The sequence below is a fragment of the Virgibacillus sp. DJP39 genome, from assembly GCF_049310925.1.
Classification (GTDB): Bacteria; Bacillota; Bacilli; order Bacillales; family Amphibacillaceae; genus Virgibacillus_F.
The window spans coordinates 1-12651 of sequence record NZ_JBMERP010000091.1 but is presented as its reverse complement, the minus strand read 5'-3'; the positions used below and the strand labels follow the sequence as shown (position 1 = coordinate 12651).

Genomic DNA, 12651 nt, shown 5'->3' with positions numbered 1-12651 from the left:
TATAGCATTGTTGTCACGCTCTTTCAAACCAATTTCATTTAATTGTTTTCCCACAGTCACAGCGTCTTCTACAGTTAAACTTATTTCACTTATGTTTAAAATGCTTTTAACGGAAAAAGGGTCTGTTCTTTCTTCAGATGTAGAATGTCTTGAAATAAACTCCACTATATTGCCAGCAGGGTCATAAAAATAAAAAGCATGAGCTGGCAAGTGGTCAAAGTCAGCTTCATCCTCCCCATCTTCAACTGTTAAATTCACTCTTTTTATTGCCCATAATTTTGCTTCTTTGAATTTATTTGCAGGAATATTAAAAGCAAAGTGATAATAAGGACTACCTTTTACAGCTTTAGAGGTAAACTCTAATTCGCTGGTTCCAATAGCAATTCGAAAACTTTTTTCTTCATATTTAATTAACGTAAAACCTAATGTATGAATATAAAAATCTTTCATTTGAATTAATTTGTTAGTGAATAAAACGACAGACTTAATTTCCATTAATGATTCATACCCCCTTCTATTATTTGCAATAATTACTGTACATGTATTTTATGTTAAATCATTGATTCATAGCAGGAAAGTGTTAACAAGTACAAGCCATTAGCACATTTCCATCAAGGTCAACAAAGTTAAACCATGCAAAGTCTTTTCGAATCCTTTCGATTTCTCTTACAATTTCTACACCATTACTTTTCATAAAATTATAAGCTTCATCAATGTCACCGACTAAAAGATTACATATTGGATTTGGACTGGGTTCACACTTAAAACTCTTATCAAACTTATGCTCATCTAACGTTAAACCAGTCGTGCCATCAATTGGAATGTTATAAACAGGTGATTCTATTTCTGTAGGGTCAAAACAAAATCCTAAAATATTGCTGTACCATTCCACCGATTTCTTTAAATCCTTAACATGAATAAATACTGTTCCAAGTTGACTTTTAAAAGGTGTGTTCATCAACATTCTCCTTTACGATATAGTTAACACTTGTTCACAAACTCTTCTGTATCAATTGCCCCTTTATTAAAGTAGCAGTAATATCATAACCATTCAGCCATCTTCCCCAATCAACCACGATTGTTTCACCATATGGTATAGAAGTGTATACTAGATTATCGTTAAATGAATAACCAAAAGTATGAAGGGTTCCGAAGAATTCTTGGTAATCGTTATAAAACATTTCTGAATCTGGCGTTCTGAACCACTCAAAAACTTCTGTCATACCTAATTCATTAACATTCTTTTTTTCAAGCGATGTATTGCGTTCAAAACTATATGTATGGTCCATTCTATTTTGTTTCATCATCTCATCATGTTGAAAATGATTTGTACAGGTTAATGTTTCAGTATTTTTTCTTACCTTCACACTAAAAGGGGATGCCTCCACAATAACTGTTTCTCCACTTCTATCTCCAACAGAAAAATTATAACTCCAGGAATGTGGTAACTCGGTAAGCAATTTAACAGCGTCATTGGTATTTTCACACATATCCAACACAATTCGTACAACGGTAGGAGCAGTTAACCCTACCCTTGGTTTATCATTATTAACAAAGTGAAGTGCAATAAATAACCCCATCTCATTAACACCTTCATGTCTCCCTAACACATGTAGGCTATGACCAACACTGGCTAAACAATCCTTAGATTGAACAAGAACGAAGCGTTGATCATAGAGTTCAGGTGAAAAATCATAATTACGGACTGCAAAATCCTGATTAACAACAGAAGAACAGCCCATCCCCTTTATTTTTGGAATATCATATCCACTAAACATCGAGGCGGCTTGAGTAAAGGGAATTTGTAAACCATCGGCTAATCCTTCTATTTCATCCAGTAAGTGAGGAGCAAAACGTCTGAATACTTCTATTGCTCCATCTAAATTAAAACGTGCATTTTCAAAAATGGAGAATTTGTCGAGGAGTTCACTATCAATCTCTTTCCCCTGCTCAAGTCCAATGATGTACGAATCTCCTCTATACTGAACTACATCTATTTCGAAACTTCCGATAATATACACCCTTTCTTTCTCCTGACCCAAATATACAGTTACATCTTTCGACTTTTAATAATCAAAGTAGTAGGTACAGATTTTGCTTTCTCATAAGAATACCATCTGTTTGCGTGTCGATGAATATCTTCATCTGTTAAGCGAACCTCTTCAAGCATTCTTTCAATCGCAAATCCATTGCTGATCAGTGAATTGATATACGTACTGAGTTTATGCTGTTGCATAATAGCAGGATGGTCCCAAGCTTCGTGATCATATGGACCTTCCTCGTGGTAGGACTTATCAAAAGTTAAAACGCCATCTTTACTATTCACTCGACTATGTAATGGATGTTCCCAACTGAAAATAAACTTGCCCCCTGTCTTTAAATATTTATTTACGTTTCCCAATGTCTTATCGAGATTAGTTGACCATCCAAGTGCGAATATAGAGTAAACAATATCAAAATAGTCTTCTGGCAGACCGGGATTCTCTTCCATCGGAGATTCGGATAATTTCACTTGGGGCCGGCAGTTGCTTAACAGTTTATTTGCTGCCTTAATTTGTTTTTTCGACAAGTCTATCCCGTACAGTTCACCTGCCCCCGCTCGTTCATATAGTGTAAGGAGTGTCCACTTCCACAACCAATATCTAATACGTTGAGGTCAGTAACATCTCCGAATAAATTTAGCTCATCCTCAGTGGGAGCCAGTGGTCCATACTCCGGAAGAGGATTTCTTCCATAAAAACGATGTGCTACATCATCCCAACTTTTCTTGTTTAATACTAGTGATTCAATACTCATATTAGCCCTCCAAAGCTTAACTTCAATTTAACTGCAGAATTATGAAAGTTAATCTGTTTCAACAGTTGATTCTAAAAAATCATTTTTCATTTCTAGTATGTATTCGCTTCTGATATACTCTCTACCACCGTTTTGTTCATACCAGTCTTTTATCCGTTTAAGATGAACCTTATCACTTTGAATTTTAGATTCAATTTCCCTGTAATCCTCATAACTCTTATATTCCCATATAGCGAATATTTCTACAGTATCATTATCATTTTCCTTCATCCAACGACTTACAAGACGCGAACCATATTTTATCTGGTTCGGCAAATTTGTTTTATTGAAATGAGTGTTGAATGTTTCTACAAAATCTTTTTTAATCAGATAAGACTTTCTTCTATAAAACATACCAATTCTCCTTTAAGATTTTGCAAGTTGAAAATTACATCTTAGTAACTCCTAAACTTTGGTGTTCATAACAATATATTTTCCCTTCAAATCTTTTATTGGATTGACAGTATGATGCTACCTTATCAGACACAGGCTTATTACAGTGTACGCATCTATGTAGTAACTTTTTACCAGGCTGCTCTTTTTTCTTTTGTATTCCATTATTATGCTGTTTTCTTAATTCTGGATTAATAATATTGGCATCATGAATCACCCTGTGTACATTTGATATATCATTTTCCAGAAACAATGGCTCGTTGTGGATCAACTTAAGAATTGAAATTTTTCTGTTAATAAATTCTGTCAGTTCCACATCGTACACTATTAGTTTACTAGAATTGATTTTTCTCAGTTCAACGTCAATTTTAAATGTACACCTTTTTGTAAATGAAACCATGGAAACAAAGCTGTTTTGAAACTTTTTATGTAGTAAAGTCTTAAGTGCCTCTATATGCCCATAATTTTGAATAAAAGGGTTAAGCATTTGAAACTTACCATTAACTGACCACTGTTTTCTATTTTCTCCACCATAAATAGTCCCCTGGTAGTTCTTTGTCTCAATAACAAATATCCCATAAGGAGTTATTACAATGTGATCTATTTGGGAGTAGCCGGTACTGGACTTCTTATTTTCCACCATCACATCTGATAAATACTTGTATTCTTTCGGCATCTGATCCAGTTGAATGTTAATCTTGTATTCTCCAATTTCACCTTTTCTGTTAGCGACATGCTGTTGATCTTTTCTAGTAGCGTGGACCTTACCTTTCTTTCCATTTGTTTGTTTATTTTTATTTTTCTTGAACAGATCTAAAAACATTAAATCTTCCTCACCATTATTTTGTTTTATATTAACTATATCGACAGGTAACTTATAATTTAAACAATGAACATGAAAATGAATTTGTGGCGCCATACATGTAAAATCATAGCTGTCGACAAATGAAAATAACCACCCTATGCGCTTTGGCGAGCATTCAGGGTGGTTATTATATATATATATAATGCGACTGTTGCTTTAGTTGTATCTATATATTATTTACTAGGCAAGGTAGATACATATTTTTTCACTACTTCATAAACATATTCTTGATTTGCTGACGCTGTGGTTGGGTTGTATTCACCACCATTGACTTTGTTATTTGACAGTATTCTTATCCCAAGGAAAGGTACATCATAAGCTTTAGAAATTTGTGCTGCTGAGGCAGTTTCCATTTCTTCTACAGAGGTGCCGTACTTATTATGAAACCATTTAATCCTATCAACTTCATTATTCCAAACATCTGCGGAACCTATTGTACCCTCAACAATCTTCCCTTTCTTATACTTTTCTTTTACAGCATTTGCAGCTGCGAGTAAATCCATATCTCCCTTGTAGTAACGTATATTTTCAGCATTAGGATCTTCCCCTGCACTTCCTTCAGATGCCATTAAGTCCATAGGTTTCCATTCGGTTGGTTTAATTCCTTCGTTCTCATCCCTATCAGCTGTTTTTAATGAACCTATGTTTACAGATCTTTTGCCTAAAACAATATCAAAAACGTGTAAGTTAGGATCATGGCCACCTGACGTTCCTTGATTGATTATTGCTATAGGGTTATACCTTTCAATAGCTACAGCTGTAGCAGCTGCTGTGTTTTCCATTCCTTTTCCTGTTTTAGCAACTATAACAGGATAATTGTCTACTGTACCTATATAGAATTCAAACGTTCCAGATTTCTCTTCTTTTACATTTTCTAACCTTTCTGCAAATTCTTCAGCTTCTATTGGCATTGGGCCTTGTACTAGAATTGGTCTTTGAGAATCTTTTTGTACAGTTTCAGATGATTCAGCAGTACTGCACCCTATAACTACCGACATTAACAGTAAAGTAATAAAGGCTAATGAAACGTAATTTTTTAACAGTCCTTTTCTTTGCTTGTTTTCTTTTTCCATTCTGTTGTCCTCCTTGTTGTTTGATATTCTCGTAGTTTGGTCAATAGAAAAAGGTCCAGAAAAAGTAGAATAATTTCTACCTTCTAGACCTACGGAAGTCGAAGTATAAATAATTAAGCAAAATGGTGCTAATACAAAATTATAAAAAGGTGGTGGCAGCTAAAAGCCGAACAACCAATTACTTCAACCCGTAGTCCAGTTCTTATTGGGAACTTGGTAGAAACGCTCAGACCATATTACCGAGCATATACGAGTAATACTATTTAAATTGTTACCTTGATAATATAGCAAATTCATAATAGATAATCAAGTAAAACATGAACATTTTAAAGATAAATTGTTTTATTGTTCGGTTTTAGCGGGAAGACTATTCTATTCTGTTAAATTTTAGTAAGAATATGTATTAGCTGAATCACAATAGTTTAAAAAATAAATTCAAAAGATTATTATCGGTGAACTTGGCGGAAAGCTTGAATTTTTTTATTAATACAACAGTCCAGATAGGCCTTGCCATTATGGACTGGTATCTAATTTGTTTTATGTTCTATAAAATAGGTGTTGATTAAATACTAGACTTAAAAATAAACCACCTGTATAATAATAGAAATAACTTTAGAAAGGAGGAACTAACATGAACAATTCAAACCATAAATTAGACCTCATTTTGGATACATTAGTTGAACTAAAAAAGGATTTCTCTTCTCACAAAGAAGATTTCTCTTCAATAAAAAAAGATTTTATCTCCCACAAAGAGAACCTTTCTTCACTTAAAGAAGATTTCACTTCACATAAAGTTCAGACCAGCAATAAACTGGACCGCATAGAATCAACTTTGTCACGGATCGAAAATGAGCATCCAAAAGATATCATGGTTATGTTAAAACAAATTGATTCTAAACTGGATCTACCAGATTCAAAACTTAACGCACTTAATAACAGAGTGTTCAAGGTTGAAGCTGACATAGAACTTTTGAAAAAGTAGCGCTAACCCACACTCTTTCCACACTACTCCTTTTCTCCAACCTAACATTCAACCAGTGCCCGATGGAACAATCAAAGAACCCACTTCTACTTATAATTCGAAATCCCATTCTTCTTTTAGTATTAGGTAAAGCATTAGAAGAGTATTTTCTAGTTCTCGAATATTCTTGTTTTCATAGTTTTCATAATCTAATCCAACTTTTTCAAAAAGAATTGCTGCAATTTCTTTCGTCAGTTCTCTTCTTTCTGAATCTCTCAACTGTAATAAACGGTTACTGTATGTTTTTAACAGCTTCCATTCTTTAATTCCTAATGTTTTCAATGTCCATTCATCAATCGTTAAATCTTTTTTTGTGAGCCCTCTTGATTCAATTTCCTGTTCGATTGGAGTTAATTTATTTCTCCGCTTTTCCTTTCTTTCATGTACAACAACAGTACCACCAACAAGATCGCCTATTCTTTTATGCTGGGAGTGAAAGAAAACCATTATCATGCCGACTAAATATGCTGTAGGTAAAGAATCAATAATGCGGAGAAGGTTCCGAATAATACTAGAAAGTAATGTCAGACTATGACCGTTATCTTGAATAACTCGCAAACCGAGCACTTTCTTACCAATTGTCCTGCCTCCCGTATAGTACTCCAAAAGAATAAAGTAACCCCAGTTAATTATAAAAAGAAGAATTATTGCTATGACAATAGGTAGAGATGATAATTCTGGTATATATGACATAGACAATTGCCCGAATTCAGCAATTATCACACCTAAAACAACGAGGATGCTCGTTACCGTTAAGATTAGTTGATCTATAATCAATGCAGCTGCTCTGCTTCCCAAACCTGCTAATTGAAACTGAAGGGAAACAAATTCAGGGGTTTTAATTTCGACTCGTTCGTGATTAATGGTAAATACCTTCTTTCTTTCTTAATTAATTTATTGCGTTAACTGTTTCAATTTTTTTTCAACTTATTTATAATAGATAAGTATTTGTTAAAATGTTAGTAGCTCCTAAGAAAATGAGGTGTCTAGATGAACGTTAAGCAATTTATTAAGCAGCACCGCAGTGACTGGAATCAGCTGGAACAATTGATAACTAAACTACATAAAAGTAAAAGAAACCTGACAGCTGCTGATATCAATAAATTTGATCGACTGTATCAAAAAGCAGCCCAGGATTTGCCCTTCAGCCAAACCTATTTTACAAACGAAGATGTGACTTCCTATTTAAATGGTATAGTGTCTAAATCTCACAACCTATTATACAAGGACCAGGATTCCAGTATGAAACAACTTCGGCACTTTTTCAGCACCAAATTCATCGGATTGCTTTTAGAACAATGGAAATTTGTCGTTATTGCAATGGTTCTGTTTGCGGCTGGTGGTGGAGCGAGCTATATTTCCGTGATAAACGATCCTAGCAACCTTTATTCTGTCCTTCCAACAGAGATGGCGCAGGGGGTTGATCCAAGTCAACTAGGTGCAAACTCAGAATCAATAGATTCCTCGTTTATGTCCGCAACAATTATGACAAATAATATTCAAGTGGCTATCCTTGCTTTTGCTGGTGGAATAACATTTGGATTATTGACCGTTTATCTATTAATCTATAACGGAATTTTAGTTGGAGCACTTGCAGCACTATTTTGGCAATCAGGAAAATCGTATGAATTTTGGGCCTATATCGTTCCACACGGCATGATCGAGTTAACAGCCATATTTATTGCTGGTGGCGCAGGATTGCTCATGGGTTATAAATTATTTGTTCCTGGTCCATTTTCAAGAGGATACCAGTTAAAAGTGCAAGCGAAACGTTCTGTACAATTATTACTTGGAACCATTCCATTGTTTGTCATTGCAGGTGTTATTGAGGGCTTCATAACCCCAACATCCCTTAGCTTAGAAACAAAATATCTAGTTGCTTTTATTACAGTTATTGGTTTGATTCTCTATCTAATAGTTGGTCGACAATTACAAAGAAAAGCATAGGTTACAAGACTACAATAAGCCTCGATTCATAATATCAATGTAATAGGAAACGGCTGCAATTGCCAGTCGTTCCTCCTCAATTTCAACCATTTGCAACCCTTGCTTTTCCCATTTGACTTTCTCCTTTTTCCTTGAGACGATTTGCTGCTGTGCCATACTTTTCACCATTGCTTTTTGTCTATTAGCTGGTTCTGCTTTTGCAGTATGAAGTAGGATAGCATCTTCAATACCTATTGTTAAAAATAGATGCTTTTGTCTTAATCTTTTGATATGTAAAAGCGCGCTTTCTTCGAGGAGGAGCGTGCCTACATCACTAAACAATAATAGAAGACTTCTTTTTTTCTGGACCGTTTGTAAATAACTAAAAACAGATGCGTAATCAGGCTCGCTTGGATCCACTTCTACATCATAGATGGATTGAAGAATTTTTTGCAGATGATTGCTTCCTTTAGCAGCAGGCACGAAAACCTTCACGTTCTTTGAAAAAGCAATTACTGATACATAATCCCCTTTTTTTAACGCTGCTGCAGCAACCGTAATTGCAGCTTCTAACACTCGCTCCAAACGATTTCCTGTAGTCAGTTCTGCCCCCATCATTCTTCCACAATCAATTAAAATTGTAATATATTTCCCGTGTTCTGGTTCGTATTCATTTGTCATGACCTCTTGTAATTTAGCAGTTTGACGCCAGTTTATTTTTCGGGGATCGTCACCAACAACATAATTCCTAATCTTTGAAAATTCTCCTGAGCCGCTTCTTCTTTTACGTATTTTTTCCCCTTCAGCAGTCAAAAATTGCTGCGCATTCTCTAAATAATGCTTCGTGTCTGTTAAATCGGGAATAACCTTAACAGCATCCTTCAGCGCAACAGTCATCTGTTTTTCCCACAAACCGATTGAGCTGCAGTAGCGCACATAAAGTTTCTCTAATTCATACATCCCCCGTACAGAAGCCTGTGTATGATAAGTAACCATCGATGTGCCTTGTTTTTCAATGCTTCCACGAACAGGAAAATTCTTGTGGAAAGACTGTGGGATATCATCAACAAAACTAATCTGATAGGAATGTGTGGAATTATTTTTCACGTCAATAGTTACTGTATAGGATATCCCCCTCTCCAACTCGTGAGGGATAGTACGACTAAAAGAGAGTTGTTTTTTTCTTGGGGATTGAGTTAAATCCAGTAAACTAATAATAAAGAAAAAGATATTAGCAAAGATTACGTAAAGCCATGAAATCCCCCAGAGTGTAAGTAATGTTAGTAAACTTGATAGCACTAGAAATAAAATCAATAAACGCTTAGTAGGTAGAATTCCTTTACCTCGGAACAGGAACCGACCCCACAAGCTCTTGAATAATTTGATCAATGGTCGCTCCCTCCAATTCTACATGTGGGGATAGTTGAATACGATGTCTTAACCCCGGTCGTGCTACCATTTTAATATCATCAGGTGTTACATAGTCTCTACCAGAAATATATGCCCAGGCACGTGCTGATTTACCAATCGAAATTGCTGCTCTAGTGCTGGCACCAAAACGTATCGCTTCTGAGTCCCTTGTCTTTCTGACTATTTTCATGATGTAATCCATAATCTCATCGCTCAGGATAACCTGTTCTATTTCATTTCTAATTGTCAGAAACATATCCATATCAATAACTTTCTCTTCGCTTTCCATATCATATTCTGAGTCCAACACCTGTTTCAAAACAGTTGTTTCTTCCCCAAATGTCGGGAAATCAATCTGAAGTTTAAATAAAAACCGATCTTGCTGTGCTTCAGGCAATGGGTATGTACCTTCAAACTCAATCGGATTTTGAGTTGCTACTACAAAGAAGACGTCAGCTAAGGGATATGTTTCACCTTGAATCGTTACCTGGTTCTCTTCCATTGCTTCTAGTAAAGCGGCCTGAGTCTTTGCAGGTGTACGGTTAATTTCATCTGCTAAAAGAATATTGGTAAAAATAGGTCCTTTTAACATTTGAAATGAACTTTCTTTCATATTAAAAATGGTACTCCCAGTGATATCGCTCGGAAGCAAATCGGGTGTAAATTGAATCCGATTAAATGAACCACCCAACAAATTTGACAGTGTCCGTACCATCTGCGTTTTCCCTGTACCTGGGACCCCTTCAATTAACACATGGCCGCCAGCCAAAATTGCAGATAACAAGAGTTTCAGATTTTTGTTTTGACCAATAATACGTTCTTCATACTTATTTAGTAAGGATGTTAATTCGTTCCTCATCCCTATCCACCTCTTTCCTCATTCTATCTAGTTTTGCTGACCATATTACGTACGTGTGTTTACTTATTTTTTCTTTTATCAAAAGTTCGGTTAATCCATTTAGAAAACTTTTTATTTCCGTATTTGGCAAATGAGGCAGTTTCTTCTCCAATTGTTCAGTTATGTCCACCCATTGTTTATAGTATGGAATCCCAAAGCGTTCCTGCATAAGAAGCTTAAGATAATCTGACTGAATAACAATTGAATCATGATAGCTTCGACTTCTATGGTACCAGGCTGCTAATGCTTGTATCCGTTCATCACTAAATCGAACTGTTTCTTCTCTTGCGACCAAAATAGGACCAAAGCGCTTTCCCTGATACCATAGAAAAATAATAGTAAGAATAACTAATTGTATAGCCATGACCAGCAGCCATTTAGGATATAAGGTTAAGATTGTTGAGGAATTTTCCTCGCCATGAATGTATGCATCAAATAAGATGTTAGAGCCCTGTTGTCTTCCTTTACTAATCAGTGAAAGGACAAGGGGCAAATGATCTTTCTTAAGCAGATTTTCATTGGTCACCCATTCAGGTGTATTCGCAACAATTAACTGCCCTCTCCCATAATCACGTTTAAAAGCAATGGTACCTAACTCGTCATGAAGCAAAACCACATCCTGTTCACTTGTTTGCAGTCTTATTGGTGAACTCATGTTAGCACGAAACTTCTTTCCAGCCTGATTATAAACAGATGCAGGAGGTTCCTCTTCTATGTACGTCGTTTGTAAATCAAACATCCCGTCTGGATTTGATTGCAGTAATAGTATGGTATTTCCCGATTTCATAAATTCCCTATACGCTTCCATCTGTCTTGAGCTAGGGATAAATAATGGCTGTACCATAATCAGTAATTGACTTCCAACCTGTTCTTTTAACAGTAACTGCGGGCGAGCAGACCATCTGTCAGTAGAATCTAAATAGGTATAGAGACCCTTCACACCAGTAGGAGCGGGAGATTCTGTGACATAATTCGGATAATCCTCAGGCTCAGGTGAAGTGACCAAGTAACTAACAACTATAAATACCAGAAGAATGCTTATTAGCCAAAGCCAGGTTTTTCTATTCGAAATTGATTTTTGCAATTCTCTCTCCCTCCACCTTTCTGTTTACCCCTGCAAGGGCGCATGATTATCTTTCTCCTCCAACCAGTTCATTATCTTGTTTTTGTATTGGATATACTCAACTTGCTTGATTGTACGTTTACCATAAGCTGCTTCATCAAATACCACGGCTAGGCTATAAAACTGCTCTGCCCGATTTTTATTCACCTTATAAAGCTCATCGTAATATTCCCAGTTTGTTTTCCATATCCTGGCCTCGAGCCACTCCTTCTCATGAAAATAAAGCAGCAAAGCTAAAAATAAATGACGAGCAGCGATGGAATATTGAGTTAGTCCCTCTTGCTTTTGAGCTTCGATCAAATGGTTGTGATAGGACCAATTCAATTCATTGGTTGATTGAATTGGTTTATTGTCTCGCATATCCTTTTGGCGACGTAAATTGTATCTAACCAGAAAAAATAATGCTAGTAAAACAAACACGAGAATAGTCAAAACTAAAATTCCTTCAGCTGCATTATTTGATGGATTAAATGATGAAAAGAATTTTCCCAGCAAATCTCCCAGCCAATTTTTTAGATTGTCCCACCAAACTTCAATAAAGTTCCTATTGTCTTCATAATAAACCTGGTATTCCTTTTGATTCAAAATATCCTTAAGCTCTTCTTTTGCCCGATTTTCATCATACATCAACTTATCACCTAGCTATCCTTAGAAGAAATTTTTTCCTTCTTAATTACAAAATCAAATTACGAAATTCAAGATTTACTCTGGTTTCGTCGTGTAATCCTCGATCAATTCTTTTATGTCCTCTGCATCGGCCCTCATTTTTAGATCGAAATACATAATGGCATAACCAACAGAGAAAATTACAGTTGTTAACAATGAAACTAAGTTAATAATGATACCGTATGACACGCTATTTCCCAGCAGGAATATTGCTGGCACTTCTACTGCACTACTAACAATAACAATAATAATAGTAAAGATTACGTAAAGACCCAATAATTTCCACGTTTGTTTCCTTGTAAGGTCCCAACTTCTCGATAGTCCAGGTGCATCGTCTCCAAATGCTACCACACCAAGATAAAAGCTCCAGCGAACGAATAAAAGTGCCACTACTAAACCTAACCCTAGAAACAAAATTATTCCAAAGGCTATTCCTATAAG

General features: G+C 35.7%; 15 protein-coding genes, 1 pseudogene and 1 riboswitch. Of the genes and pseudogenes, 2 read left to right on the top strand and 14 right to left on the bottom strand.

Annotated features, from left to right (window positions below; genetic code table 11):
- From ACOI1D_RS18900 to ACOI1D_RS18865, 8 genes are all read right to left on the bottom strand, one after another.
- Positions 1-495 (bottom strand): VOC family protein (locus ACOI1D_RS18900; protein WP_422503448.1); only part of this gene is annotated, 495 nt, incomplete at its 3' end.
- A gap of 85 nt (positions 496-580) precedes the next feature.
- The gene (locus ACOI1D_RS18895) at positions 581-958 is read right to left on the bottom strand and encodes a VOC family protein (RefSeq protein WP_422503446.1); all 378 of its coding nucleotides are present in this window, start codon (positions 956-958) and stop codon (positions 581-583) included.
- Between the two features lie 34 nt (positions 959-992).
- The gene (locus tag ACOI1D_RS18890) at positions 993-2021 is read right to left on the bottom strand and encodes a C45 family autoproteolytic acyltransferase/hydolase (protein ID WP_422503444.1); all 1029 of its coding nucleotides are present in this window, start codon (positions 2019-2021) and stop codon (positions 993-995) included.
- 29 nt (positions 2022-2050) lie between these two features.
- The gene (locus ACOI1D_RS18885; RefSeq protein WP_422503442.1) at positions 2051-2569 is read right to left on the bottom strand and encodes a methyltransferase domain-containing protein; all 519 of its coding nucleotides are present in this window, start codon (positions 2567-2569) and stop codon (positions 2051-2053) included.
- Positions 2570-2571: 2 nt separating this feature from the next.
- Positions 2572-2796 carry a hypothetical protein gene (locus ACOI1D_RS18880; protein WP_422503440.1) on the bottom strand — a complete coding sequence of 75 codons (225 nt, stop codon included), beginning with the start codon at positions 2794-2796 and terminating at the stop codon, positions 2572-2574.
- Positions 2797-2844: 48 nt separating this feature from the next.
- Entirely contained in the window at positions 2845-3189 is a 345-nt protein-coding gene (locus ACOI1D_RS18875; protein WP_422503439.1) for an NIPSNAP family protein, read from the bottom strand.
- 34 nt (positions 3190-3223) lie between these two features.
- Positions 3224-4147, bottom strand: a complete 924-nt coding sequence (locus ACOI1D_RS18870; RefSeq protein ID WP_422503437.1) for a nuclease-related domain-containing protein — start codon at positions 4145-4147, stop codon at positions 3224-3226.
- A gap of 119 nt (positions 4148-4266) precedes the next feature.
- Positions 4267-5091 (bottom strand): 5'-methylthioadenosine/S-adenosylhomocysteine nucleosidase, encoded by an 825-nt coding sequence (locus tag ACOI1D_RS18865; RefSeq protein WP_422503449.1) that lies wholly within the window; start codon positions 5089-5091, stop codon positions 4267-4269.
- A gap of 246 nt (positions 5092-5337) precedes the next feature.
- Positions 5338-5439, bottom strand: a riboswitch (purine riboswitch).
- Positions 5440-5797: 358 nt separating this feature from the next.
- Here ACOI1D_RS18865 and ACOI1D_RS18860 point away from each other — a divergent pair.
- Positions 5798-6148 (top strand): hypothetical protein, encoded by a 351-nt coding sequence (locus ACOI1D_RS18860; protein WP_422503436.1) that lies wholly within the window; start codon positions 5798-5800, stop codon positions 6146-6148.
- 90 nt (positions 6149-6238) lie between these two features.
- Here the strand turns inward: ACOI1D_RS18860 and ACOI1D_RS18855 are convergent, their stop codons facing one another.
- Positions 6239-6985, bottom strand: a complete 747-nt coding sequence (locus ACOI1D_RS18855; protein WP_422503434.1) for an RDD family protein — start codon at positions 6983-6985, stop codon at positions 6239-6241.
- A 192-nt stretch (positions 6986-7177) separates the two neighbouring features.
- Between ACOI1D_RS18855 and ACOI1D_RS18850 the strand changes: the two genes are divergently transcribed.
- Complete coding sequence (locus ACOI1D_RS18850) at positions 7178-8134, top strand: stage II sporulation protein M (RefSeq protein WP_422503432.1); 957 nt, start codon at positions 7178-7180, stop codon at positions 8132-8134.
- 9 nt (positions 8135-8143) lie between these two features.
- Here the strand turns inward: ACOI1D_RS18850 and ACOI1D_RS18845 are convergent, their stop codons facing one another.
- The 5 genes and pseudogenes from ACOI1D_RS18845 to ACOI1D_RS18825 all read right to left on the bottom strand — a co-directional run.
- Positions 8144-9502 carry a DUF58 domain-containing protein gene (locus tag ACOI1D_RS18845; protein WP_422503430.1) on the bottom strand — a complete coding sequence of 453 codons (1359 nt, stop codon included), beginning with the start codon at positions 9500-9502 and terminating at the stop codon, positions 8144-8146.
- Positions 9453-10382, bottom strand: a complete 930-nt coding sequence (locus ACOI1D_RS18840) for an AAA family ATPase (RefSeq protein ID WP_422503429.1) — start codon at positions 10380-10382, stop codon at positions 9453-9455. The genes ACOI1D_RS18845 and ACOI1D_RS18840 overlap by 50 nt, the downstream gene beginning before the upstream one ends.
- Entirely contained in the window at positions 10351-11505 is a 1155-nt protein-coding gene (locus ACOI1D_RS18835; protein ID WP_422503428.1) for a DUF4350 domain-containing protein, read from the bottom strand. Before ACOI1D_RS18835 ends, ACOI1D_RS18840 begins: the two co-directional genes overlap by 32 nt.
- Before the next feature lie 24 nt (positions 11506-11529).
- Positions 11530-12171: a DUF4129 domain-containing protein gene (locus ACOI1D_RS18830; protein ID WP_422503426.1), complete on the bottom strand. Its 642-nt coding sequence runs from the start codon at positions 12169-12171 to the stop codon at positions 11530-11532.
- 75 nt (positions 12172-12246) lie between these two features.
- A pseudogene (locus tag ACOI1D_RS18825) lies at positions 12247-12651 on the bottom strand (hypothetical protein); the annotation flags it as partial.